The sequence below is a fragment of the Citrobacter europaeus genome (genome assembly GCA_020099315.1).
Lineage (GTDB): Bacteria > Pseudomonadota > Gammaproteobacteria > Enterobacterales > Enterobacteriaceae > Citrobacter > Citrobacter europaeus.
Genome location: CP083650.1, coordinates 3,612,627 through 3,638,522, shown reverse-complemented (window position 1 = coordinate 3,638,522; position 25,896 = coordinate 3,612,627). Strand labels below are relative to the sequence as shown.

Sequence of the window (25,896 nt, the reverse complement as noted above, 5' to 3'; positions counted from 1 at the left end):
AATCGCTGGCATTTTTTTTACTCGCTTTCTGCAGGTAATACCGGCGTCCAGTCAATTGGCTTTTCACCTCGTTGTTCCAGCCACTCATTCGCCAGTACAAAGTGATTGCAACCAAAGAAACCGCGATGCGCAGAGAGCGGTGATGGGTGGGGCGCTTTCAATACATGGTGACGCTGCGTATCAATAATCGCGCCTTTCTTCTGTGCGTGAGAACCCCAGAGCAGGAAAACCACGCCTTCCCGATGTTGGTTAATCAGGCTGATAACTTTATCAGTAAATGTTTCCCACCCCAGGCTGGCGTGCGAATGTGCCTGACCGGCGCGGACGGTGAGTACGGTGTTGAGTAACAGCACGCCCTGGCGTGCCCAACTTTCCAGATACCCGTGGGTTGGGCGCGTGAAGCCTGGAATCGTCGCTTCCAGCTCTTTGTACATGTTCAGCAACGAAGGCGGAGTGGCAATGCCGGGGCGGACAGAGAACGCGAGACCATGTGCCTGGCCTGGACCGTGGTAAGGGTCCTGACCCAGGATGACGACTTTCACGTCGCCAAGCTCGGTAAAGCGAAAAGCATTAAATACATCTTTTTGCGGCGGGTAAATTGTCATACCCGACTGACGCTCGCCCGCCACAGTATGCAGCGTGTTAACAAAATAAGGCTGCTGTTTCTCTTCTGCCAGTACATCGTGCCAGGTTAATTCGGTAGCCATTTCGCTCTCCTGCGAATTTTCAATCCCCCTAGCTTAACTGCTTCTTTCGGCGTCGCAAAATTCTGTACGTTTCTCAAGGGACTACCCCTTAAAGATAGTTGAAAATTTATGTAAAAAGTTTAGCTGCATGTATGGCGTAAGTTGATGTAAAACAATAAAATCCATCTATCACCACTTTCCATGTGTGGTTTTTATTGATTTAAATCAAAGATTCAAGGGTGTGTGAGGGGTATATATACACTCAAGCAACAATGGTTTTACCAATTGGCCGGATGACGGCCAACCGAGATCAAATAATTTTGCCGGGGAGGCATCAAATGATTACAGGTATCCAGATTACTAAAGCTGCAAACGACGACCTGCTGAACTCTTTCTGGCTGCTGGACAGCGAAAAAGGCGAAGCACGCTGCATCGTTGCGAAAGCAGGTTTCAATGCTGATGAAGTCGTTGCCGTCAGCAAACTGGGTGAAATCGAATACCGTGAAGTGCCGGTAGACGTACAGCCGGAAGTCCGCGTGGAAGGTGGTCAACACCTGAACGTAAACGTTCTGCGTCGCGAAACGCTGGAAGATGCGGTTAAGCATCCGGAGAAATATCCACAGCTGACCATCCGTGTTTCTGGTTATGCCGTGCGTTTCAACTCTCTGACCCCAGAACAGCAGCGCGACGTTATTGCTCGTACCTTTACTGAGAGCCTGTAAGGCTATCGGGGAATAACCCCCGTTCAGCAGAGAATCTGAAAGCGGAAGATGCCAGTGCGTCTTCCGCTTTTCTGTGCACAAAAAATGCCGGGCTAGACGGCCCGGCATTCGGTTTACTCTTTGTCGGACTGCTGAGTCGCAGCTCCGCTCGGCTTACGACGTTTGCCGATATTTTTGGCGTCGCGGTGACGTTTTTTCACCCGCGGCTTCTCTTTCTCTTTGGCTTTTTTCTCGGCGCGCTTTGCCAGCACTTTCTTGGATGGCTTACCGTTAGATTTCTCACTTGGCGCGCGCGTGGTTGGACGCAGTTCGTCGATGACGCGTGCTTTCAGTGGCTCGTCAATATAGCGGCTCGCTTTGCCGAGCAGCAGATGGTCGTGCGCTTCAACCAAAGAGATCGCTGTACCTTTACGGCCTGCGCGACCGGTGCGACCAATGCGGTGCAGATAGGCATCGCCACTGCGTGGCATGTCGAAGTTAAACACGTGGCTAACGTCAGGAATATCGATCCCGCGTGCGGCAACGTCGGTTGCTACCAGTACGTTCACGCGACCATCGGTCAGACGTTTGATCGCTTCGTTACGTTTGTTCTGCACCATCTCGCCTTCGAGATAGCAGTTATTAATGCCTGCCTGGCGCAGCCAGCCTGCCAGCTCGTGTACACGCTCGCGTTTGCGTACAAAGACAATTGAGCGGGTCGCTTCCGGCTGTTTTAACAGATGGATCAGCATGGCAGTTTTGTGCTCGATATCATCGGCACGGTAGTAAAATTGATGGATCTTCTTGCGTTCACGGGTGGACGGATCCGCTGAGACTTCGACCGGATCTTCCAGCAGACGCTCGGCAAAATCTTTAATCGCATCGCCTTCCAGCGTGGCGGAGAACAGCATGGTTTGCTTACGCCACCGGGTTTCACCGGCGATATGCTCGATGTCCTGGGCAAAGCCCATGTCCAGCATGCGGTCTGCTTCATCGAGGATCAACGTCTCAACTGCATGACAGTCGAAGTTCTCTTCTTTAATGTACTGCAGCAGACGACCGGTAGTGGCGACCACGATGTCCTGGTTTTCGCTAAAGACTTCCATGTGGTTCATGTAAGCCACGCCGCCGGTAATCGTTGCGATATCCAGATGCGTATTCTTCGCCAGCTCACGGGCGTGTTCGGCAACCTGCATCGCCAGTTCGCGCGTCGGTGTCAAAATTAAAATGCGCGGCGGACCAGATTTCTTGCGCGGGAAGTCGAGCAGGTGCTGCAACGCTGGCAGCAAATATGCCGCCGTTTTACCGGTGCCTGTCGGCGCAGAACCGAGTACATCACGGCCATCGAGCGCAGGCGGAATGGCGGCAGCCTGAATGGCGGTCGGGCGAGTGAAACCTTTTTCCTGGAGGGCATCCAGAAGGCTTTCATCGAGTTCAAGTTCGGAAAAAGTCGTTACAGTCATGTTCTACCTCTGAGTGGGGCGCTGATTATAGACGTTACGGCTGCAATCTTCATCTGTTTGTATGGATATACCTTCTCAGGTATTGTTTTTATCCTATGTTATCGTTTTTTTTCCAGGAAGGTTGTTCTTCATGCCCCAGTCTACATCCGTACTTAGACGTAATGGATTTACTTTTAAGCAGTTTTTTGTGGCACACGATCGTTGTGCAATGAAAGTCGGAACAGACGGCATTTTATTGGGGGCCTGGGCCCCTGTTGCGGGCGTAAAACGGATCCTGGATATTGGTACCGGAAGCGGCTTGTTGGCGCTGATGCTGGCCCAACGCACTGATGAAAACGTCATCATTGACGCCGTGGAGCTTGATGTTGACGCCGCGCAGCAGGCGCAGGAGAACATCGAGCAATCTCCGTGGATGCATCGCGTGAGCGTCCATACGGAAGATGCGCAGCAGTGGGTACCGCGCCAGACCGTGCGTTTTGATTTGATTATCAGCAACCCTCCCTATTATGAACAAGGGGTGGAATGCGCCACGCCGCAGCGCGAGCAGGCACGCTACACCACTACGCTCGATCATCAGGCATTACTTACGCTGGCAGCGGACAGCATAACGGAAGAAGGTTTTTTCTGTGTGGTGCTGCCGGAACAGATCGGCAATGCATTTACCCAGCAGGCACTCAGTATGGGCTGGCATCTGCGATTGCGCACGGATGTTGCAGAAACGGAAGCCCGACTACCTCATCGGGTATTGCTGGCATTCTCCCCGCAGGCCGGGGAGTGCTTTAGCGACAGGCTGGTGATCCGTGGGCCAGACCAACGTTACTCTGAAGGTTACACGGCGCTGACCCAGGCGTTTTATCTGTTTATGTGATGACTTAGCGGCGAGAGAATGGATGGGCCCGCCTCTGGAAGCTGTTCCGGGTAATCCAGCGTGTAGTGCAGGCCCCGACTCTCTTTGCGCATCATTGCGCAGCGGACAATCAGTTCAGCAACCTGCACCAGATTGCGCAGTTCCAGTAGGTTGTTCGAAACACGGAAATGGGCGTAATACTCGTCGATTTCCTGTTGTAGCATGGTGATACGGCGCAGGGCGCGCTCCAGACGCTTGGTTGTGCGCACAATGCCGACGTAATCCCACATAAACAGCCGCAGCTCATGCCAGTTATGCTGAATGACAACCAGTTCATCCGGGTTTTCTACCCGGCTTTCATCCCAGTCCGGGAGCGTGCTAACGCCGCGAGCATAAGGCATGCGCCTGTCGATATCTTCAGCCGCGGACCAGCCGTAAACCAGGCATTCCAGCAATGAGTTCGATGCCATCCGGTTGGCGCCATGCAGGCCGGTGTAACTCACTTCGCCGATCGCATACAGCCCGTCGACATCGGTGCGGCCAAAGTCATCAACCATCACGCCGCCACAGGTATAGTGTGCGGCAGGAACGATAGGAACCGGCTCTTTAGTCAGATCGATGCCCAGTCCCAGTAATTTTTCATAAATCATCGGAAAATGCTGACGAACAAATTCTTCTGGTTTATGGCTGATGTCGAGGAACATGCAGTCAGCGCCCAGGCGTTTCATCTCGTGGTCAATGGCGCGGGCGACAATATCGCGGGGAGCCAGTTCGCCACGCTCGTCAAAATCGGGCATAAAGCGCGAGCCGTCCGGGCGCTTCAGGTGCGCGCCTTCGCCACGCAGCGCCTCGGTCAGCAGAAAATTGCGCGCCTGAGGGTGATACAGCGCCGTCGGGTGAAACTGGTTAAACTCCAGGTTGGCGACGCGGCATCCCGCGCGCCAGGCCATCGCAATCCCGTCGCCCGAGGAAATATCCGGATTAGTGGTGTATTGATAGACCTTTGATGCGCCGCCGGTGGCCAACACGACTGATTTCGCATGGCAGGTTTCGACGGCTTCTTTATTACGATTCCAGATCCAGGCACCAACAACCCGACGCGTTCCCGGCAGACCGATTTTGTCAGAGACAATCAGATCGACGGCATTACTCCGCTCGAGAACCCGGATGTTGGGGTGATTTTGCGCCTGGCTGACGAGGGTGGTTTCGACTTCTTTGCCGGTAGCATCCGCAGCGTGCAGGATACGTCGATGGCTATGACCGCCTTCACGGGTCAGGTGATAGCTTTCTTCACCGTTGGGCTGAACCTGCGTATCAAACAAGACGCCCTGATCGATTAGCCACTGAACGCAGGTGCGGGCATTGCTGGCGACAAACTCAACCGCATGGCGATCGCACAAACCGGCCCCGGCAATCAGGGTATCTTCAACGTGGGAGTCGATACTGTCGGTTTCATCAAATACCGCAGCAATACCGCCCTGGGCATAAAATGTCGAGCCTTCGCTGACCGGGCCTTTGCTCAGGACAATAACCTGATGTTTTTCAGCCAGGCGCAGCGCCAGTGAAAGTCCGGCAGCCCCGCTGCCAATGATCAGCACGTCACAGGATAATTCAGGAGTCGTATTCATGATTTTTGTTTAATTTACTAAACAGTGTTTGGTCACCATAGCACCACATTGCGCGATACTGCACGTTTTATTTTTAAATGTGTTGCAATGACTAAACAAGAAAGAAAAGCATAACGAGAGTGAAAAGAGCAAAAATATTTTGTGAAGCAGACCGTTAGCATCAGATTATGTGGTGAAATAAAGTAGCCGTTGGGTTACTCTGCAAGCGGTGAAATGGGCATTTCTAAACAGATAGTGCGTTGATCGGGTTATGTAGACTTATAATGAGAGATAAGACCTGTCTACAACATGACAAACAAAAAACAATGCGTAACGGAACTTTACGAAACTTGAGCACTCTAAGCATTTGCTTGCTCATAGTGAAGCTGATGGAGTGGCGTTTCGAAGGCGCGTGGAAATTTGGTTTGGGGAGACTTTACCTCGGATGAGCGAGCAGTTAACGGACCAGGTCCTGGTAGAACGGGTCCAGAAGGGAGATCAGAAAGCCTTTAACCTACTGGTAGTGCGCTATCAGCATAAGGTGGCGAGTCTGGTTTCTCGCTATGTACCGTCGGGCGATGTACCCGATGTAGTACAAGAAGCATTTATCAAGGCCTATCGTGCGCTGGACTCGTTCCGGGGAGATAGTGCTTTTTATACCTGGCTGTATCGTATTGCAGTCAATACAGCGAAGAATTACCTGGTCGCTCAGGGGCGTCGTCCACCTTCCAGTGATATTGATGCGATTGAAGCAGAAAATTACGAAAGTGGCGGTGCGCTGAAAGAAATTTCGAACCCTGAGAACTTAATGTTGTCAGAAGAACTGAGACAGATAGTTTTCCGAACTATTGAGTCCCTCCCGGAAGATTTACGCATGGCAATAACCTTGCGGGAGCTGGATGGCCTGAGCTATGAAGAGATAGCCGCTATCATGGATTGTCCGGTAGGTACGGTGCGTTCACGTATCTTCCGAGCGAGGGAAGCTATTGATAATAAAGTTCAACCGCTTATCAGGCGTTGACGATAGCGGGATACTGGAAAAGGTATTAGGCATGCAGAAAGAAAAACTTTCCGCTTTAATGGATGGCGAAACGCTGGATACTGAGTTACTCAAAGAGCTGGCTCACGACCCGGAAATGCAAAAAACCTGGGAGAGTTATCACCTGATTCGCGATTCCATGCGAGGTGATACCGCCGACGTTCTCCATTTCGATATTTCCGCCCGCGTAATGGCTGCCATCCAGGATGAGCCAGTACGTCAGACGGCGCCATTGATTCCTGAGGCCCAGCCAGCACCGCACCAGTGGCAGAAAATGCCATTCTGGAAGAAAATGCGTCCGTGGGCCGCGCAGCTTACCCAAATGGGTGTCGCCGCGTGTGTATCACTTGCAGTTATTGTTGGCGTCCAGCACTATAATGGGCAATCTGAAACGTCCCAGCAGCCCGAAACGCCGGTATTTAATACATTACCGATGATGGGTAAAGCCAGTCCGGTTAGCCTGGGTGTACCTTCTGACGCGACGGCCAGCGGCGGTCAGCAACAGCAGGTACAGGAGCAGCGTCGTCGTATTAATGCCATGTTGCAGGATTACGAACTGCAACGTCGACTGCACTCTGAACAGCTTCAGTTTGAGCAGGCCCAAACACAGCAAGCCGCTGTGCAGGTGCCAGGAATTCAAACTTTAGGAACGCAATCGCAGTAATGAAGCAACTTTGGTTTGCCATGTCACTTGTGGCTGGTAGCCTGTTCTTCTCTGTAAACGCCTCGGCCAATCCTGCGTCCGGGGCGTTGTTGCAGCAGATGAATCTGGCCAGCCAGTCGCTAACCTATGAGCTGTCATTTGTCAGCATCAATAAGCAGGGTGTTGAATCCCTACGTTATCGCCATGCCCGCCAGGATAACCGTCCGCTAGCGCAACTGTTGCAAATGGATGGACCGCGCCGGGAAGTGGTGCAACGTGGCAACGAAATCAGCTATTTTGAGCCTGGTCTCGAACCGTTCACGCTAAACGGCGACTATATCGTTGACTCTCTGCCATCTCTGATTTACACCGACTTTAAACGCCTTGCTCCCTACTATGATTTTATCTCAGTAGGTCGCACCCGCATTGCCGATCGGCTCTGTGAAGTGATCCGCGTTGTCGCCCGTGACGGGACGCGTTACAGCTATATCGTCTGGATGGACACGGAGACCAAGCTGCCGATGCGTGTCGATCTTCTCGACCGTGATGGCGAAACGCTGGAACAGTTCCGCGTCATCGCCTTTACCGTAAACAACGGCGTCAGCGACAGTATGCAGGCGCTGGCGAAAGCCAATCTGCCGCCGCTGCTGTCGGTTCCTGCAGGTGAGAAAACCAACTTTAACTGGAGTCCGTCGTGGTTGCCGCAAGGCTTCAGCGAAGTCTCCAGCAGTCGACGTCCGCTGCCGACAATGGATAACATGCCGATCGAATCGCGCCTTTATTCTGATGGCCTGTTTAGTTTCTCCGTGAACGTAAACCGTGCGATGCAAAACAGCGCCGATCAACTGTTACGAACCGGGCGTAGAACGGTCAGCACCAGCGTACGTGATAACGCGGAAATTACGATAGTGGGCGAACTCCCACCGCAAACGGCGAAGCGTATCGCGGATAATATTAAGTTCAGGGCTGCGCAATGATTAAAGAGTGGGCGACGGTCGTCTCCTGGCAAAATGGTCTGGCGACGGTCAGCTGCGATGTTAAAGCATCATGTAGCAGCTGTGCTTCCAGGGCCGGATGCGGGAGTCGCGTGCTGAACAAACTTGGGCCGCAGACCACGCACACCATCGTGGTACCCTGCGACGAACCCTTAGCGCCTGGTCAAAAAGTTGAACTGGGCATTGCCGAGGGTAGCCTGTTGGGTTCGGCGATGCTGGTCTATATGTCTCCGTTGGCGGGACTGTTTCTTTTCGCGGCGCTTTTCCAGGTGCTGTTTGGTTCCGATCTTGCGGCATTAAGCGGCGCCGTGCTGGGGGGCGTGGGCGGATTCCTGATTGCTCGTGGATTCTCTCGTAAGCTTGCTGAGCGTGAGGCCTGGCAGCCGGTCATTCTGAACGTTGCTCTCCCACCCGATCTTATTCGCGTCGAAACCCAGCAGTGATATCTTTGCCTGATGGCGCTGCGCTTATCAGGCCTACGGCGTCATCAGATGCAGGCGTAGGCCGGATAAGGCGTTTATGCCGTCACCCTGCAAAAGTTTCACCGGCTTTGCATGGTCGTTTCCAGTTCCCGCTATCCTTGCTCTATGAACATTTCCTCGCCTCAGCGTTGTAGTGTAGAATGCGGCGTTTCACTTAAACAGACGTTAAGCTCAGATCAGCGACTTCTCAGAGCCTGCTCCGGCGGGCGTAAGGCACAATAATTACACTATATGAAGAACATACGTAACTTTTCAATCATAGCTCACATCGACCACGGTAAATCGACGCTGTCTGACCGTATTATCCAGATCTGCGGTGGCCTGTCTGACCGTGAAATGGAAGCGCAGGTTCTCGACTCGATGGATCTGGAGCGTGAGCGCGGTATTACTATCAAAGCGCAGAGCGTGACGCTCGATTTCAAAGCATCTGATGGTGAAACCTATCAGCTTAACTTTATCGACACCCCGGGTCACGTTGACTTCTCGTATGAAGTTTCCCGCTCGCTTGCTGCCTGTGAAGGCGCATTGCTGGTGGTTGATGCCGGACAGGGCGTAGAAGCGCAGACCCTGGCTAACTGCTATACCGCCATGGAAATGGATCTGGAAGTGGTGCCGGTACTGAACAAAATTGACCTGCCAGCCGCCGATCCTGAGCGCGTAGCGGAAGAGATCGAAGATATCGTCGGTATTGATGCAACTGATGCTGTTCGCTGTTCGGCGAAAACCGGTGTTGGCGTCACTGACGTACTTGAACGTCTGGTGCGCGATATCCCGGCGCCGGAAGGCGACCCGGAAGGTCCATTGCAGGCGCTGATCATCGACTCCTGGTTCGATAACTACCTGGGCGTGGTGTCACTGGTGCGTATTAAAAATGGCACCATGCGTAAAGGCGACAAAATTAAAGTGATGAGCACCGGTCAGGTCTATAACGCCGACCGTCTGGGCATCTTCACGCCAAAACAGGTTGACCGTACCGAGCTGAAATGCGGCGAGGTAGGTTGGTTGGTTTGCGCGATTAAAGACATTCTCGGCGCACCGGTTGGCGATACCCTGACGCAGGCGCGTAACCCGGCGGACAAACCGCTGCCAGGCTTTAAAAAAGTGAAGCCGCAGGTTTACGCCGGTCTGTTCCCGGTGAGCTCTGACGACTACGAAAACTTCCGTGACGCGCTTGGTAAGTTGAGTCTCAACGACGCCTCCCTGTTCTACGAGCCGGAAAGCTCAACCGCGCTGGGCTTTGGCTTCCGCTGCGGCTTCCTCGGCTTGCTGCACATGGAGATCATTCAGGAACGTCTGGAACGTGAATACGATCTGGATCTGATCACTACCGCGCCGACCGTAGTCTACGAAGTAGAAACCACGGCGAAGGAGACTATTTACGTCGATAGCCCGTCCAAGCTGCCGCCGTTGAATAACATCTACGAACTGCGTGAGCCGATCGCTGAGTGTCACATGCTGCTGCCGCAGGCTTACCTTGGTAACGTCATCACCCTGTGTATCGAGAAGCGTGGCGTCCAGACCAACATGGTTTACCACGGTAACCAGGTGGCGCTGACCTATGAAATTCCGATGGCGGAAGTGGTACTCGACTTCTTCGACCGTCTGAAGTCAACCTCTCGCGGCTATGCGTCGCTGGACTATAACTTCAAACGCTTCCAGGCGTCTGACATGGTACGCGTTGATGTCCTCATCAACAACGAACGTGTCGATGCGCTGGCGCTGATCACTCACCGCGACAACTCCCAGAGCCGTGGCCGTGAGCTGGTCGAGAAGATGAAAGATCTGATCCCTCGTCAGCAGTTTGATATCGCGATTCAGGCGGCCATCGGCACGCACATCATCGCGCGTTCAACGGTTAAGCAGCTGCGTAAAAACGTTCTGGCGAAATGCTACGGTGGCGATATCAGCCGTAAGAAAAAGCTGCTGCAAAAACAGAAAGAGGGTAAAAAGCGCATGAAGCAGATCGGTAACGTCGAACTGCCGCAGGAAGCGTTCCTCGCCATTCTGCATGTCGGTAAAGACAGCAAATAATCTTAAGGAGTTGGCATGGCGAACATGTTTGCCCTGATTCTGGTGATTGCCACACTGGTGACGGGCATTTTATGGTGCGTAGATAAATTCATCTTCGCACCAAAACGCCGGGAGCGTCAGGCAGCAGCGCAAGCTGCTGCAGGTGATTCACTGGATAAAGCAACGCTGAAAAAAGTGGCCCCTAAGCCGGGTTGGCTGGAAACTGGGGCATCCGTTTTCCCGGTTTTAGCTATTGTACTGGTGGTGCGTTCATTTATTTATGAGCCGTTCCAGATCCCGTCTGGTTCGATGATGCCGACGCTGCTTATCGGTGACTTTATCCTGGTGGAGAAATTCGCCTACGGGATTAAAGATCCGATTTACCAGAAAACGTTGATCGAAACTGGCCATCCGAAACGTGGAGATATCGTGGTGTTTAAATACCCGGAAGATCCCCGTCTGGACTACATCAAACGTGCTGTCGGTTTACCGGGAGACAAAGTGACGTACGATCCGGTGGCGAAAGAGGTCACTATTCAGCCAGGGTGCAGTTCAGGTCAGGCGTGTGAAAACGCGCTGCCGGTAACGTACTCTGATGTTCAGCCAAGTGATTTTGTACAGACCTTTGCTCGTCGTAACGGCGGTGAAGCGACCAGCGGCTTCTTTGAAGTTCCGCTGAACGAAACGAAAGAGAACGGTATTCGCCTCTCCGAGCGTAAAGAAACGCTGGGTGAGGTAACTCACCGCATTCTGACTGTGCCAATCGCCCAGGATCAGGTGGGGATGTATTACCGCCAGCCAGGTCAGCAACTGGCAACCTGGATCGTCCCACCGGGACACTACTTCATGATGGGTGATAACCGTGACAATAGCGCGGACAGCCGTTACTGGGGATTTGTGCCGGAAGCGAATCTGGTTGGTAAAGCGACGGCTATCTGGATGAGTTTCGACAAGCAAGAAGGCGAATGGCCGACCGGTGTGCGTTTAAGCCGTATTGGTGGCATTCACTAATTGCCGATAATCGTTCACGCTGTCGTCATTATGGCGACAGCGTGAATTATTTCTCGGATAAATTCCCGCAGACTAACGACATCCCTTGTCGTTGTGTATAGAATATTCCCCCGAAGTTTTAGGTTGGCACCGACAGGTTGCCACGGCACACGAAACAGCGTTGGTTTGTATACAAATGCATTCAAGTGAAGCCAGACGGCTAAGCGAAGTGCGTATATCAGGTCTGTTTCGTGTGCTGAATTGTTGACGCATTCATTTATTGGTATCGCATGAACCCCATCGTAATTAATCGGCTTCAACGGAAGCTGGGCTACACTTTTAATCATCAGGAGCTGTTGCAGCAGGCATTAACTCACCGGAGTGCCAGCAGCAAACATAACGAGCGTTTAGAATTTTTAGGCGACTCTATTTTGAGCTTTGTTATCGCTAATGCGCTGTATCACCGTTTCCCGCGTGTGGATGAAGGTGATATGAGCCGCATGCGCGCAACGCTGGTTCGCGGCAATACGCTGGCTGAATTAGCCCGTGAGTTTGACCTCGGTGAATGTTTACGTTTGGGGCCCGGCGAGCTGAAAAGCGGCGGCTTCCGTCGTGAATCGATCCTGGCGGATACCGTTGAAGCTTTAATTGGCGGCGTCTTCCTCGACAGCGATATTCAAACCGTTGAGCAATTGATCCTGAACTGGTATCAAACTCGTCTGGATGAAATTAGCCCAGGCGACAAACAAAAAGATCCGAAAACGCGCCTGCAGGAATATTTGCAGGGTCGCCACCTGCCTCTACCGTCTTATTTGGTGGTGCAGGTGCGTGGTGAAGCACACGATCAAGAATTTACTATCCACTGCCAGGTCAGCGGCCTGAGTGAACCGGTGGTTGGCACAGGTTCGAGCCGTCGTAAGGCTGAGCAGGCTGCCGCCGAACAGGCGTTGAAAAAACTGGAGCTGGAATGAGCATCGATAAAACTTACTGTGGATTTATTGCCATCGTCGGCCGCCCGAACGTCGGCAAATCCACTCTGTTGAATAATCTGCTTGGGCAGAAGATTTCCATTACCTCACGTAAGGCTCAGACAACACGTCACCGTATTGTTGGCATCCATACCGAAGGCGCGTATCAGGCGATTTATGTTGATACTCCGGGTCTGCATATGGAAGAAAAACGTGCGATCAACCGTCTGATGAACAAAGCGGCGAGCAGCTCTATCGGTGATGTTGAACTGGTTATTTTCGTTGTCGAAGGCACCCGCTGGACGCCGGACGACGAAATGGTGCTCAACAAGCTGCGTGATGGTAAAGCCCCGGTTATTCTGGCTGTGAACAAAGTAGACAACGTTCAGGAAAAAGCCGATCTGCTGCCGCACCTGCAGTTCCTGGCAAGCCAGATGAACTTTCTCGACATCGTCCCGATCTCTGCCGAAACCGGTCTGAATGTTGATACCATTGCGGGCATCGTGCGTAAGCATTTGCCGGAAGCTATTCATCACTTCCCGGAAGATTACATCACCGACCGTTCTCAGCGCTTTATGGCCTCTGAAATCATCCGTGAAAAGCTGATGCGTTTTCTGGGTGCTGAACTGCCGTACTCCGTTACCGTGGAGATTGAGCGTTTTATCTCCAACGAGCGCGGTGGCTACGATATTAACGGTCTGATCCTCGTTGAACGTGAAGGGCAGAAGAAGATGGTTATTGGCAACAAAGGGGCCAAGATTAAAACCATCGGTATTGAAGCGCGTAAAGACATGCAGGAAATGTTCGAAGCGCCCGTTCACCTCGAACTGTGGGTGAAAGTGAAATCCGGCTGGGCCGATGACGAACGCGCGCTGCGCAGCCTCGGTTACGGCGACGATCTCTGAGAATAACCCCGATGGAGGGCTGGCAACGCGCTTTTGTCCTGCACAGCCGCCCGTGGAGCGAAACCAGTCTCGTGCTGGACGTCTTCACGGAAGAGTCGGGCCGCGTGCGCCTTGTGGCTAAAGGTGCACGTTCCAAACGTTCTAATCTCAAAGGCGCACTCCAGCCTTTTACTCCCTTATTGCTTCGCTTTGGTGGACGTGGTGAGGTCAAAACTTTGCGCAGCGCCGAAGCCGTTTCTCTGGCACTCCCTCTTAGCGGTATCACGCTGTACAGCGGCTTGTATATCAACGAGCTTATTTCTCGCGTTCTTGAGTACGAGACCCGCTTTTCTGAACTCTTTTTCGATTACCTGAACTGTATTCAGGCGCTGGCTGGCGCGACCGGTTCGCCAGAACCTGCGTTACGTCGCTTTGAGCTGGCCTTGCTTGGGCATCTGGGCTACGGCGTTGATTTTACCCACTGTGCGGGTAGCGGCGAGCCGGTAGACGACACCATGACCTATCGCTACCGGGAAGAAAAAGGGTTTATTGCAAGCGTCGTAATTGATAACTCCACCTTTACCGGACGCCATCTGAAAGCACTTGAATCGCGAGAATTTCCGGATGCTGATACGTTGCGCGCCGCGAAACGCTTTACCCGTATGGCGTTAAAGCCGTATCTTGGTGGTAAGCCCCTAAAGAGCCGTGAATTATTCCGGCAGTTTATGCCGAAGCGAAAATAAAATACGAGGATTGTCATGTCCGAATTACTGTTAGGCGTCAACATTGACCACATTGCCACTTTACGTAATGCACGCGGTACCGCATACCCGGATCCGGTTCAGGCAGCGTTTATCGTTGAACAGGCGGGCGCAGACGGTATTACCGTACATCTGCGTGAAGACCGTCGCCATATCACCGACCGTGACGTGCGTATTCTGCGCCAGACGCTGGATACGCGCATGAATCTGGAAATGGCGGTCACCGAAGAGATGCTGGCGATTGCCGTTGAGACTAAGCCGCATTTTTGCTGCCTGGTGCCGGAAAAGCGTCAGGAAGTTACCACTGAAGGTGGTCTGGACGTCGCCGGTCAGCGCGACAAGATGCGCGATGCCTGCCAACGCCTGGCGGACGCAGGTATTCTGGTTTCGCTGTTTATCGACGCCGATGAAGAGCAGATTAAGGCCGCTGCGGAAGTGGGCGCGCCATTTATTGAAATTCACACCGGCTGTTACGCCGATGCGAAAACCGATGCGGAACAGGCCAGTGAACTGGCGCGTATCGCCAAAGCGGCGACTTTTGCGGCCAGCCTTGGCCTGAAGGTGAATGCGGGTCATGGCCTGACGTATCACAACGTTAAAGCCATCGCCCGGATCCCGGAAATGCACGAGCTGAACATTGGCCATGCCATTATCGGGCGCGCAGTGATGAGCGGCCTGAAAGATGCCGTAGTAGAAATGAAACGCCTGATGCTGGAAGCGCGTGGTTAATGGCGATTCTGGGATTAGGTACGGATATCGTGGAGATTGCCCGCATTGAAGCGGTGATCTCCCGTTCCGGCGACCGTCTGGCAAGACGCGTGCTCAGCGACAACGAATGGGCAATCTGGGAGACGCATCAGCAGCCGGTGCGTTTTCTGGCGAAGCGTTTTGCGGTCAAAGAGGCGGCAGCAAAAGCCTTCGGGACGGGTATTCGCAACGGTCTGGCGTTTAATCAGTTTGAGGTCTTTAACGACGAACTCGGTAAGCCGCGTCTGCGGTTATGGGGGGAGGCGTTAAAACTGGCGGAAAAACTCGGCGTCGCCCATATGCATGTGACGCTGGCCGATGAGCGTCACTACGCCTGCGCCACGGTGATTATCGAAAGTTAGATACAGGACATTGCCGGATGGCGACGCGGTTATAGTTTATCGGCGTGGTGCATCAGCACAAACTTATCCCACAACTGCTCTTCTGTTTCGACGTGTGCCGGATCTTTCAAAATAGTATTGGGGATCGGGCACACCTTCTGGCAGGTTGGCGTGTCGTAATGGCCTACGCATTCCGTACACTTGTCGCTGTTAATCTCGTAAATGCTGTCACCCATCGAAATCGCCTCATTCGGGCATTCGGGCTCGCACATATCGCAATTGATGCATTTTTTAGTGATTAACAGGGCCATCAGGAAACTCTCAAAACATCACAAATCGGGCGGGCATTATACGCGCATTCTTTGCTCAGACCAGTTTTTTTACCAGTGCTTCGCTGTGGCGAATACGTTCCGGAGCATGTTCCAGATCCTGCTGCACCAGCGCCATAAACAGTAAATCAGTGAGCATCATTTGCGCATGGGTGGAGGAAATCGCTGCGCTGCGTGTGGCCTGTTCCTCAGCAATCGTATACAGACAATGACTTGCCCGTTGCTGCAGGGCGTTTGGTGTAAATCCGGTGATGGCGAGAATTTTGGCTCCGGTGCGCAATGTTTCGTCCGCAGCCAGGTTGAGCTCGCGCCGCTCTCCGGTATACGAAATGGCCAGCAGTAGATCATTGGGCGAAAGCGCTTGCACCGCTGCCAGCAGGGCGTGCATATCGCGTTCTACCACCGCGTTAAAACCAATCTTCAGCAGCTTCCAGGCAAAATTCTGCGCAACCAGACCCGATGCGCCAATCCCGGTTACGATAATGCGTCGGGCTGAGCGCAGCATCGTGACGCTCTCCATCAGTTTCTCTTCGCTGTTGACGTCCAGCGTCGCATGCATCGCCGCCACATTCTCTTTAATCAGCTTCTCGCCCACCATCCGCATGGGGTCGTCACCGCGAATCTGATTATGCACCGGAATGGAATGGGGATTGGGGTTGCTGGCCAACGCTTCGCTGATCGCCAGTTTCAATGCCGGAAACCCTTTAAAACCCATCTTTTGTGCGAACTTCACCACGCTGGACTGGCTGACGCCCGCTTCAAAAGCCAACTGCTGTGAGCTGAGATGACGCGCGGTATCAGGCTGAGCAAGAAGATAATCCGCAAGTTTTTTATCGCTTTGCGCGAGGTCCGGGTAACGCTGACGAATGCGAATTAAACAGTTCATGCTGTCTCCTGGCGAAAACGTGATGGCGATTACAAAACAAAATTTCACTCGCCTGGATGAATATAATATTCCATTATGACAGATTATTATGAATTAAAAATTCCTAAGGACCAAAAATGAATCTCGGTGCATTAGTTTCAGAAACCCGCAATCCACAGACCATGGATCTGGATGCGCTCTCCACGCTGGAGTTGGTTCATCGTTTTAATCAACAGGATACGCTGGTAGCACAAGCAGTAAAAGCAACTCTGCCTCAAGTTGCGCGCGCGGTCGACGCGGCAGCTGACGCGCTCAAAGCCGGAGGACGCATTATATACATGGGCGCAGGTACCAGCGGGCGTCTTGGGGTGCTGGACGCGTCTGAATGCCCACCGACCTTTGGCGTCCCGCATGGTCTGGTGGTCGGGCTGATTGCTGGCGGACCGGGCGCGCTGCTGAAGGCGGTAGAAGGCGCAGAAGATAACCCGCAGTTAGGTGAAGACGATCTGCGTGCGCTCAATCTTACCGCACAGGATCTGGTGGTGGGGCTGGCAGCTTCTGGTCGCACACCGTATGTGATTGGCGGGCTGAAATATGCGCGTTCGGTGGGTTGTACGACGGCGGCGATTTCCTGCAATCCAGATTCCCCTATCGCGCATGAAGCGGATATTGCCATTTCTCCGGTAGTGGGGCCTGAGGCGTTGACCGGATCAACGCGACTGAAATCTGGTACCGCGCAAAAGCTGGTGCTCAATATGATCTCCACCGGTGCGATGGTGAAATTTGGCAAGGTATACCAGAACCTGATGGTGGATATGCAGGCTACCAACGTCAAGCTGGTCGATCGGGCATGTCGCATGGTGGTTGAAGCCACCGGCATCGCGCGTGAACAGGCGCAGGCGCTGCTAAAGCAGACCGATTTTGATGTTAAGCCGGCTATTTTAATGGCGCTCACCGGCCTTGATGCCGCCGCCGCCCGCGAAAAACTTGCCGCTCACCAGGGTTTTTTACGCGCGGCGTTAGAACACTAAGAGGTGTATATGGATAAGACGGCGGTGCTGGCCAGCGACATTCTGCTGGGCGTTGGCGGAGAAAAGAATATTCTGCGCCTGGAAAACTGTATGACCCGCGTCAGAGTGGAAGTTCAGGATGACGGACAGATTGATATCCCTCGCCTCAGGCAACTGCCCGGTGTTAGCGGTTACGTGAAGCAGGGCGCACAGCACCAGATTATCGTCGGTCCCGGTAAAGCCGCCAAAGTGGTGGATGCTATGCGTTCCCTGATTGCCGATGGCGGCGAGCGAGCAGACGCCAATGATATCGAGCGCACGAAGTCAGAGGCCAAAGCGAAGTACAAAGCACCCATGAGCGATGCGCTGCGCAAGCTGGCGAACGTCTTTATCCCTCTTATTCCGGCGTTTATCGCCTCCGGTTTGATTACCGGCATTATTAACATCCTTAAGCGACCGGACATCGTCGGGGATTTTGCGACCCACTATCCGAATATGCTGGGTCTGATGGGCATATTCGGCAGCGCCGTGTTTGCCATCATGAATATTCTGGTTGGGGTGAATACCGCCAAAGTCTTCGGCGGCTCTCTGGCGATGGGGGGGGTGATGGCGGGGATCCTCTCCAGTCCGCAGCTGGCGCAAATTACCCTGTTTGGCGAAGCGCTGCAGCCGGGGCGCGGCGGGGTGATCGCGGTACTACTGGTGGTGGCGCTGATGTGCTGGATCGAACGCAAATTCCGCGTGCTGTTGCCGGAATCGCTGGAGCTGATCCTTAACCCGCTGCTGACTACTATCATTACCGGAATCATCGCGATTGTAGCGCTGCAACCGCTTGGCGGCTGGATTTCTGAATCTATCGCTCACGGTGCATCCTGGGCTATCGATCGCGGCGGATTCCTGGTCGGTGCCGTGCTGGCGGGAACCTTTCTGCCGTTGGTGCTTACCGGGCTTCATCAGGGGTTGGTACCTATTCACGTTGAGCTGGTTCAGGCGCACGGTTATAACGCGCTCTTTCCTATCCTGGCGATGGCGGGGGTTGGGCAAATAGGTGCTGCGATTGCGGTTTTGATGAAAACCCGCAATGCGCGGCTAAAGAAAGTGATCAAAGGGGCGCTGCCGGTCGGACTGCTGGGGATTGGCGAGCCGCTGATTTTTGGTGTCACGCTGCCGTTGGGTAAGCCGTTTATCGGCGCTTGCCTTGGCGGAGCGGTAGGCGGGGCGCTGATTAGCTACTGGAAGGTAGCGACGGTCATCACCTTTGGCATCTCCGGATTACCGCTGGCACTGACGATTGTTGCCGGAAAAGTGATGTTCTATCTGTTAGGCTATCTGGTAGCAGTTATCGCCGGGTTCCTGTTTACCTGGCTATTGGGGTTCAACGATCCAGAGGAATAAGGTTTGACCAATCACCAGCGCCGCGTTGTCTTTTTTGATTTAGATGGCACGTTACACCAGCAGGATATGTTCGGTAGTTTCATTCGTTATCTGCTGCGACGCCAGCCGCTGAATGCGCTGCTTGTGCTACCTTTGTTACCGGTGATTGCGCTGGCGTTGTTGATAAAAGGACGCGCCGCGCGCTGGCCAATGAGCCTGCTGCTGTGGGGATGCACATTTGGTCGTAGCGAGGCGCGTCTGAAAGCGCATCAGGCCGAATTTGTGCGCTGGTTTCGTGGTAACGTGACGGCGTTTCCGCTCGTGCAACAGCGGCTGACAACTTACCTGTTAAGCTCTGACGCTGATATCTGGCTTATCACCGGATCCCCGCAGTCACTGGTCGAGCAGGTTTACTTCGACACGCCGTGGTTACCGCGTGTCAATCTGATAGCCAGCAAAATGGCGCGGGGATACGGCGGGTGGGTGTTGCCTCTGCGCTGCCTGGGCCATGAGAAAGTGACGCAGCTTGAACGCCACATTGGCGCGCCGTTACAGCTATACAGTGGCTACAGCGACAGTAATCAGGACAATCCGCTGCTCTCTTTTTGCCAGCACCGCTGGCGCGTCACGCCGCGCGGAGAACTGCAACAACTCGAATGAAGCCAACGCACATGCAATTTAAAGCATGACGGGTATAATGCGTCCGCTTTTATTAGTGGAGTAACCTCTTTGTCTGAAGTTGAATTTAGTCACGAATACTGGATGCGTCATGCTTTAACGCTGGCTAAGCGCGCCTGGGATGAGCGTGAAGTCCCGGTGGGCGCGGTATTGGTACATAACAACCGTGTGATTGGCGAAGGCTGGAACCGTCCGATTGGTCACCATGATCCGACTGCCCACGCTGAAATTATGGCGCTGCGTCAGGGTGGCCTGGTGCTGCAAAATTACCGGCTGTTGGATGCCACGCTGTACGTCACTCTGGAACCGTGCGTGATGTGCGCTGGCGCGATGGTGCACAGTCGTATTGGGCGGGTCGTTTATGGCGCGCGCGATGCGAAAACCGGAGCTGCCGGGTCATTAATGGATGTGCTGCATCACCCTGGAATGAATCATCGGGTTGAAGTGACAGAGGGAGTCCTGCGGGATGAATGCGCCACGCTGCTCAGCGATTTCTTTCGTATGCGTCGTCAGGAAATTAAAGCCCTGAAAAAATCCGCCAGTTTGTAAATGTCGCTCTGATTGCCTGATGACGCTGCGCTTATCAGGCCACCAGGACTACTTACCCTCTTTTTTCTGCGGTGAAAACAGCAGGGAAGGCGAGTGCGACAGGTAGTTTGACGACGTCTGAGACAGAAACGCCGAAAGCGGGAATTCATCTTTACCTAATAGCTCTGCTGGTGTCACAGCCGGGTAATCTTGCGCCAGTTGCTGTGTTTCCAGCGCCTGTTTCTCTTTCTCCTGCAGATACCCCACCAGGCTAATCTGGTATTTACGGATGTTTTCTACATAGGCGTAGGCTTCGTGGCCGCGCGCATAACCATAGGTCAGCTTGTTGTAATACGGCTTTTGGCTGAGCAACGGCAGTCGTTGTTTTACGTCGGACCAGCTATTCGGATTGCCTTTGGTTTTCACCGTCAGCGCCCGTGCATCCAGCATGTGCGCATAACCCATGTTATAGGCTGCGAGCGCAAACCAGATGCGTTCCCCTTCGGGGACGGTATCCGGCACTTTACTCATCATGTCCTGCAAATATCGCGCGCCGCCGCTAATGCTTTGTTCAGCATCTGTACGGTCGGTCAGCCCGAGACTTTGAGCCGTATTTTTGGTCAGCATCATCAGTCCGCGTACGCCGGTTGGGGATGTGGCCTGCGCGTCCCAGTGTGATTCCTGATACGAGATAGCGGCGAGCAGTCGCCAGTCTATCTCTTGCGCATATTTCTCAAACAGCGGCTTAAGGTCTGGCAACACGCTGTCTACGGCGCGCAAAAAGGTGCGGGTATCAACATAGTCAAAATCATCGCCATGCCCGAGATATTTCTCTTCCAGCCGTGCCAGAGAACCGTCTTCATTCATGGTGTTGAAGAAATCCAGCAGGGCGGCAGAAAGCGTATTGTCATCGTCCAGACGACTAAACCAGGTCACCGGCTGTTCGTCAGAGACGTCCAACGCCACGGCCAGCTCAGGGTGTACGCGTTGGTATAAGCTGATGGCGACGGAATCGGCAATGGTGTAATCCAGCTTTCCGGCGATAACATCATCAAGCAGTTCAGTCGTGCCCTTTTTGTCGTCAACCTTCCAGCTCAGCTCGGGGAATTTTTTCTCTTTAAGCAACTGGAGATCGTTAACCACCACGTGCCCCGGGGCGATGGTCAGTTGATTTTCGTTCACGGTGGCAAGCGTGCGTGGGCGGTATTGCCCAACCCGATACACCAACTGTTGTGAAACCGAATAATAGGTCGGGCCGGGCTGATAATTTTTCACCCGTTCGCTGTTATAGACCAGGCCTGCGGCTAACAGATCGGCATTACCGTTATCGAGGTCGTCAAAAAGCTGGCTGATATTCTGGCGCACGGTGACTTTTAACTTCACGCCTAAGTAGTTGGCGAACTCCTGGGCCAGTTCATAATCCAGACCGAATTTTTTGCCGTTGAGGGTCGCGTAAGTTAATGGTGAGTCGATGGTACTGACGCGCAGCTCTCCCCGCGACTGAATGGCGGCGATACGATTTTCGGCTTTACCGAACCAGGGAATTGATGGCCAGAGGGCCGCTGCCAACAACAGCGTTAATATGCCGATGAACAGATAATTAATCTTTAATTTTTTCAATTAGTTAATTCTCTGAACCGTACGTTGTCTCTGCCTGCTGTGGTGTTGATTAAGAAGTGAAGTCGTCATTAATGAGCGGCATTTTGCTTAAACTTGCGTCAGTTGGCAACTTATTCAGAAACCAGACCGCATTTGATGATAAGAGAAGGTCGTGATTTTATTTCGACGCAAACGGTTTCGTCGGCGCGGTAGATTCTTTATAATAACGCCCGTTTCCCCACTTGGGCACACCGAAAGCTTAGAAGACGAGAGACTTATGATGGAAATTCTGCGTGGTTCACCTGCACTGTCTGCATTCCGTATTAACAAACTGCTGGCACGTTTTCAGGCTGCCAACCTCCAGGTCCACAATATTTACGCCGAGTACGTCCATTTTGCCGATCTGAATGCACCGTTGAATGAGGATGAGCACGCTCAGCTTGCACGCCTGCTGAAATATGGTCCTGCTCTGCACAGCCACGCCCCTGAAGGCAAACTGCTGCTGGTTACCCCTCGCCCCGGCACCATCTCCCCGTGGTCTTCTAAAGCGACTGATATTGCCCATAACTGCGGCCTGCAACAGATTAGCCGTCTGGAACGTGGTATTGCCTGGTATGTCGAAGCCTCGACGCTGACCGCTGAGCAATGGCAGATGGTTGCCGATGAACTGCACGACCGCATGATGGAAACGGTTTTTTCTGCATTGAACGATGCCGAAAAACTGTTTGTTCATCATCAGCCTGCGCCGGTTTCCAGCGTTGATTTGCTGGGTGAGGGACGCCAGGCGCTGATCGACGCTAACCTGCGTCTGGGTCTGGCGCTGGCGGAAGACGAAATCGACTATCTGCAGGATGCGTTCACCAAACTGGGGCGCAACCCGAACGACATTGAACTGTACATGTTTGCGCAGGCCAACTCCGAGCACTGTCGCCACAAGATTTTCAACGCCGACTGGATCATCGACGGTAAACAGCAGCCGAAGTCGCTGTTCAAGATGATCAAAAATACATTCGAAACCACGCCGGACCACGTTCTGTCTGCCTATAAAGACAACGCCGCGGTAATGGAAGGTTCCGAAGTGGGCCGCTATTTTGCCGACCACAAAACGGGTCGCTACGATTTCCATCAGGAGCCAGCCCACATCCTGATGAAGGTTGAAACTCACAACCACCCGACGGCTATCTCTCCGTGGCCGGGCGCGGCAACCGGATCCGGCGGTGAAATCCGCGACGAGGGCGCAACGGGTCGCGGTGCAAAACCGAAAGCCGGGCTGGTGGGCTTCTCCGTTTCCAACCTGCGTATTCCTGGCTTTGAACAGCCGTGGGAAGAAGACTTTGGTAAGCCGGACCGTATTGTTACCGCGCTGGATATCATGACCGAAGGGCCACTGGGCGGCGCGGCGTTTAACAACGAGTTTGGTCGCCCGGCGCTGACCGGCTACTTCCGTACCTATGAAGAGAAAGTGAACAGCCACAACGGCGAAGAGCTGCGCGGCTACCATAAACCGATCATGCTGGCGGGCGGGATCGGTAACATCCGCGCCGATCACGTGCAGAAAGGTGAGATCGTCGTTGGCGCTAAGCTTATCGTCCTTGGCGGTCCGGCGATGAACATCGGTCTTGGCGGCGGGGCTGCTTCCTCTATGGCTTCCGGCCAGTCTGATGCCGATCTGGATTTCGCTTCCGTGCAGCGTGACAACCCTGAGATGGAACGTCGTTGCCAGGAAGTTATCGACCGCTGCTGGCAGATGGGCGATGCGAACCCGATCCTGTTTATCCACGACGTGGGCGCGGGCGGCCTGTCTAACGCTATGCCGGAGCTGGTCAGTGATGGCGGTCGTGGCGGTAAGTTCCAACTGCGCGATATTCTTAGCGACGAGCCGGGCATGAGCCCGCTGGAAATCTGGTGCAACGAATCCCAGGAGCGCTACGTGCTGGCGGTTGCCGCCGACCAGTTGCCGCTGTTTGATGAACTGTGTAAGCGTGAGCGCGCGCCGTATGCGGTGATCGGTGAAGCCACCGAAGAACAGCATCTCACGCTCAGCGACAGCCACTTCAACAACCAGCCGATCGACATGCCGCTCGATGTGCTGCTGGGTAAAACGCCGAAGATGACCCGCGATGTGCAGACGCTGAAAGCCAAAGGCGATGCCCTGAATCGTGGCGAAATCTCGATTGCAGATGCGGTTAACCGCGTGCTGCATCTGCCGACTGTTGCAGAGAAAACGTTCCTCGTGACTATCGGCGACCGTACCGTTACCGGCATGGTGGCGCGTGACCAGATGGTTGGTCCGTGGCAGATTCCGGTCGCCAACTGCGCGGTCACTACCGCAAGCCTGGATAGTTATTACGGTGAAGCGATGTCTCTCGGCGAGCGTGCGCCGGTTGCATTACTGGATTTCTCGGCCTCTGCGCGTCTGGCGGTAGGTGAAGCGCTGACCAACATTGCTGCAACGCAGATTGGCGATATCAAACGCATTAAACTTTCGGCTAACTGGATGGCGGCTGCGGGTCATCCTGGTGAAGATGCCGGCCTGTACGAAGCGGTAAAAGCCGTTGGGGAAGAATTATGTCCGGCGCTTGGCCTGACCATTCCGGTGGGCAAAGACTCTATGTCGATGAAAACCCGCTGGCAGCAAGGTAATGAACAGCGTGAAATGACCTCACCACTGTCGCTGGTGATCACCGCCTTTGCCCGCGTGGAAGACGTGCGCCACACTATTACCCCGCAACTCTCTATCGAAGACAATGCCCTGCTGCTGATTGACCTCGGTCTCGGTAATAATGCGCTGGGGGCTACGGCACTGGCGCAGGTTTACCGTCAACTGGGCGATAAGCCTGCCGATGTGCGTAACGTTGAGCAACTGAAAGGCTTCTACGACGCGATTCAGGCGCTGGTTGCTGCGCGTAAGCTGCTGGCCTACCATGACCGTTCCGACGGTGGGCTGCTGGTGACGCTGGCTGAAATGGCCTTCGCCGGGCACTGCGGTATTGAGGTTGATATCAGCACTCTGGGCGACGATCGTCTGGCGGCGCTGTTTAACGAAGAGCTGGGCGCGGTTATCCAGGTTCGCGCTGCTGAGCGTGAAGCGGTAGAAGCGATTCTGGCTGCTCACGGGCTGGCGGATTGCGTGCACTATCTTGGTCAGGCGGTAACGGGTGATCGTTTCACTCTGAGCGCCAATGGTCAGAATGTGTTCAGCGAAAGCCGCACACAGCTTCGTATGTGGTGGGCGGAAACCACCTGGCAGATGCAGCGTCTGCGCGATAACCCTGAGTGTGCCGATCAGGAACATGACGCTAAAACTAACGATGCCGATCCAGGCCTCAACGTTAAACTGTCGTTTGATATCAACGAAGATGTTGCCGCGCCGTACATCGCCACCGGTGCGCGTCCAAAAGTGGCCGTACTGCGTGAGCAGGGCGTGAACTCCCACGTTGAAATGGCGGCAGCCTTCCACCGTGCGGGCTTTGACGCCATCGATGTGCATATGAGTGACCTGTTGGGCGGACGCATCGGTCTGGGTAACTTCCAGGCGCTGGTAGCCTGCGGCGGTTTCTCTTACGGCGATGTACTCGGCGCAGGGGAAGGTTGGGCGAAATCGATTCTGTTCAATAACCGCGTTCGTGATGAGTTCGAAACCTTCTTCCATCGTCCGCAAACGCTGGCGCTTGGGGTATGTAACGGTTGTCAGATGATGTCTAACCTGCGTGAACTGATCCCGGGAAGCGACCTGTGGCCGCGTTTTGTGCGTAACCATTCCGACCGCTTTGAAGCGCGCTTCAGCCTGGTCGAAGTGACGCAAAGCCCGTCTTTACTGCTTGCCGATATGGTGGGTTCGATGATGCCGATTGCCGTTTCTCACGGTGAAGGTCGTGTGGAAGTGCGTGACGGCGCGCATCTGGCTCAGCTTGAGAGCAAAGGTCTGGTGGCGCTGCGCTACGTTGATAACTTCGGTAAGGTGACCGAGACCTATCCGGCTAACCCGAACGGTTCGCCAAACGGTATTACAGCCGTTACCACAGAAAATGGTCGCGTCACTATTATGATGCCGCACCCGGAACGCGTGTTCCGTACCGTGAGCAACTCTTGGCATCCGGAAAACTGGGGCGAGGACAGCCCGTGGATGCGTATCTTCCGCAACGCGCGTAAACAGCTCGGCTAATTAGTTCAATCGTCATCAAGCCCCTCTCCGTGAGGGGCTTTTTTGTGTTGTAGGCTGGATAAGGCGCTTTTGTTGCCATCCGGCAATAAACTCAGCGCTTACGCCTAAAAGCAAAGTGTCGGGAAATCCCGACATGGGTGGGGGTGAGCTGTCGCCAAAAAGAGACATTTAATTATTTGATTTA

Annotated in this window: 25 protein-coding genes; 19 read left to right on the top strand and 6 right to left on the bottom strand. The window is 53.8% G+C overall.

Annotated elements, in window-relative coordinates; all coding sequences use genetic code 11:
• Positions 1–17: 17 nt before the first annotated feature.
• Positions 18–707, bottom strand: a complete 690-nt coding sequence (gene ung, locus LA337_17145) for a uracil-DNA glycosylase (GenBank protein ID UBI14891.1) — start codon at positions 705–707, stop codon at positions 18–20.
• Between the two features lie 317 nt (positions 708–1,024).
• Between ung and grcA the strand changes: the two genes are divergently transcribed.
• Complete coding sequence (grcA, locus tag LA337_17140) at positions 1,025–1,408, top strand: autonomous glycyl radical cofactor GrcA (GenBank protein UBI14890.1); 384 nt, start codon at positions 1,025–1,027, stop codon at positions 1,406–1,408.
• 113 nt (positions 1,409–1,521) lie between these two features.
• On the opposite strand, the gene srmB is transcribed toward grcA, so the two are convergent.
• Complete coding sequence (srmB, locus tag LA337_17135; protein UBI14889.1) at positions 1,522–2,850, bottom strand: ATP-dependent RNA helicase SrmB; 1,329 nt, start codon at positions 2,848–2,850, stop codon at positions 1,522–1,524.
• A gap of 130 nt (positions 2,851–2,980) precedes the next feature.
• Between srmB and trmN the strand changes: the two genes are divergently transcribed.
• A complete protein-coding gene (gene trmN / locus LA337_17130) occupies positions 2,981–3,718 on the top strand; it encodes a tRNA(1)(Val) (adenine(37)-N(6))-methyltransferase TrmN (protein UBI14888.1) in 738 nt (245 codons plus the stop codon).
• Here trmN and nadB read toward each other — a convergent pair.
• Positions 3,703–5,325: an L-aspartate oxidase gene (nadB, locus tag LA337_17125; GenBank protein UBI14887.1), complete on the bottom strand. Its 1,623-nt coding sequence runs from the start codon at positions 5,323–5,325 to the stop codon at positions 3,703–3,705. The genes trmN and nadB overlap by 16 nt on opposite strands.
• 263 nt (positions 5,326–5,588) lie before the next feature.
• On the opposite strand from nadB, the gene rseD reads away from it, so the two are divergent.
• The 12 genes from rseD (at position 5,589) to acpS (ending at position 15,185) form a co-directional block, all read left to right on the top strand.
• Entirely contained in the window at positions 5,589–5,753 is a 165-nt protein-coding gene (gene rseD, locus LA337_17120) for a rpoE leader peptide RseD (GenBank protein ID UBI14886.1), read from the top strand.
• Positions 5,750–6,325: an RNA polymerase sigma factor RpoE gene (rpoE, locus tag LA337_17115; GenBank protein ID UBI14885.1), complete on the top strand. Its 576-nt coding sequence runs from the start codon at positions 5,750–5,752 to the stop codon at positions 6,323–6,325. The genes rseD and rpoE overlap by 4 nt, the downstream gene beginning before the upstream one ends.
• A 31-nt stretch (positions 6,326–6,356) precedes the next feature.
• On the top strand, positions 6,357–7,007 hold the full coding sequence (rseA, locus tag LA337_17110; GenBank protein ID UBI14884.1) for an anti-sigma-E factor RseA: 651 nt from the start codon (positions 6,357–6,359) through the stop codon (positions 7,005–7,007).
• On the top strand, positions 7,007–7,963 hold the full coding sequence (gene rseB, locus LA337_17105) for a sigma-E factor regulatory protein RseB (protein UBI14883.1): 957 nt from the start codon (positions 7,007–7,009) through the stop codon (positions 7,961–7,963). The genes rseA and rseB overlap by 1 nt, the downstream gene beginning before the upstream one ends.
• The gene (rseC, locus tag LA337_17100; protein UBI14882.1) at positions 7,960–8,424 is read left to right on the top strand and encodes a SoxR-reducing system protein RseC; all 465 of its coding nucleotides are present in this window, start codon (positions 7,960–7,962) and stop codon (positions 8,422–8,424) included. The genes rseB and rseC overlap by 4 nt, the downstream gene beginning before the upstream one ends.
• Before the next feature lie 270 nt (positions 8,425–8,694).
• Complete coding sequence (lepA, locus tag LA337_17095) at positions 8,695–10,494, top strand: translation elongation factor 4 (protein UBI14881.1); 1,800 nt, start codon at positions 8,695–8,697, stop codon at positions 10,492–10,494.
• A 15-nt stretch (positions 10,495–10,509) separates the two neighbouring features.
• On the top strand, positions 10,510–11,484 hold the full coding sequence (lepB, locus tag LA337_17090) for a signal peptidase I (protein UBI14880.1): 975 nt from the start codon (positions 10,510–10,512) through the stop codon (positions 11,482–11,484).
• 269 nt (positions 11,485–11,753) lie between these two features.
• Positions 11,754–12,434 (top strand): ribonuclease III, encoded by a 681-nt coding sequence (gene rnc / locus LA337_17085; GenBank protein UBI14879.1) that lies wholly within the window; start codon positions 11,754–11,756, stop codon positions 12,432–12,434.
• Positions 12,431–13,336: a GTPase Era gene (gene era, locus LA337_17080; protein UBI14878.1), complete on the top strand. Its 906-nt coding sequence runs from the start codon at positions 12,431–12,433 to the stop codon at positions 13,334–13,336. The genes rnc and era overlap by 4 nt, the downstream gene beginning before the upstream one ends.
• A gap of 11 nt (positions 13,337–13,347) precedes the next feature.
• Complete coding sequence (gene recO / locus LA337_17075) at positions 13,348–14,058, top strand: DNA repair protein RecO (GenBank protein UBI14877.1); 711 nt, start codon at positions 13,348–13,350, stop codon at positions 14,056–14,058.
• A 15-nt stretch (positions 14,059–14,073) separates the two neighbouring features.
• Entirely contained in the window at positions 14,074–14,805 is a 732-nt protein-coding gene (pdxJ, locus tag LA337_17070) for a pyridoxine 5'-phosphate synthase (GenBank protein ID UBI14876.1), read from the top strand.
• Positions 14,805–15,185, top strand: a complete 381-nt coding sequence (acpS, locus tag LA337_17065; GenBank protein UBI14875.1) for a holo-ACP synthase — start codon at positions 14,805–14,807, stop codon at positions 15,183–15,185. Before pdxJ ends, acpS begins: the two co-directional genes overlap by 1 nt.
• Positions 15,186–15,214: 29 nt before the next feature.
• Here acpS and LA337_17060 read toward each other — a convergent pair whose 3' ends face one another.
• Both LA337_17060 and LA337_17055 read right to left on the bottom strand, forming a co-directional pair.
• Complete coding sequence (locus LA337_17060) at positions 15,215–15,475, bottom strand: YfhL family 4Fe-4S dicluster ferredoxin (protein ID UBI14874.1); 261 nt, start codon at positions 15,473–15,475, stop codon at positions 15,215–15,217.
• A gap of 55 nt (positions 15,476–15,530) precedes the next feature.
• A complete protein-coding gene (locus LA337_17055; protein UBI14873.1) occupies positions 15,531–16,379 on the bottom strand; it encodes a MurR/RpiR family transcriptional regulator in 849 nt (282 codons plus the stop codon).
• A gap of 116 nt (positions 16,380–16,495) precedes the next feature.
• Between LA337_17055 and murQ the strand changes: the two genes are divergently transcribed.
• The 4 genes from murQ (at position 16,496) to tadA (ending at position 19,969) form a co-directional block, all read left to right on the top strand.
• Entirely contained in the window at positions 16,496–17,389 is an 894-nt protein-coding gene (gene murQ, locus LA337_17050; GenBank protein UBI14872.1) for an N-acetylmuramic acid 6-phosphate etherase, read from the top strand.
• 9 nt (positions 17,390–17,398) lie between these two features.
• Positions 17,399–18,763 carry a PTS transporter subunit EIIC gene (locus LA337_17045; GenBank protein ID UBI14871.1) on the top strand — a complete coding sequence of 455 codons (1,365 nt, stop codon included), beginning with the start codon at positions 17,399–17,401 and terminating at the stop codon, positions 18,761–18,763.
• A 3-nt stretch (positions 18,764–18,766) separates the two neighbouring features.
• Entirely contained in the window at positions 18,767–19,402 is a 636-nt protein-coding gene (gene yfhb, locus LA337_17040; GenBank protein UBI14870.1) for a phosphatidylglycerophosphatase C, read from the top strand.
• 69 nt (positions 19,403–19,471) lie between these two features.
• Positions 19,472–19,969: a tRNA adenosine(34) deaminase TadA gene (tadA, locus tag LA337_17035; protein ID UBI14869.1), complete on the top strand. Its 498-nt coding sequence runs from the start codon at positions 19,472–19,474 to the stop codon at positions 19,967–19,969.
• Positions 19,970–20,017: 48 nt separating this feature from the next.
• Here tadA and mltF read toward each other — a convergent pair whose 3' ends face one another.
• Complete coding sequence (mltF, locus tag LA337_17030) at positions 20,018–21,568, bottom strand: membrane-bound lytic murein transglycosylase MltF (protein UBI14868.1); 1,551 nt, start codon at positions 21,566–21,568, stop codon at positions 20,018–20,020.
• A 256-nt stretch (positions 21,569–21,824) separates the two neighbouring features.
• Here mltF and purL point away from each other — a divergent pair, with 256 nt between their 5' ends.
• A complete protein-coding gene (purL, locus tag LA337_17025; protein ID UBI14867.1) occupies positions 21,825–25,712 on the top strand; it encodes a phosphoribosylformylglycinamidine synthase in 3,888 nt (1,295 codons plus the stop codon).
• Positions 25,713–25,896: the final 184 nt, after the last annotated feature.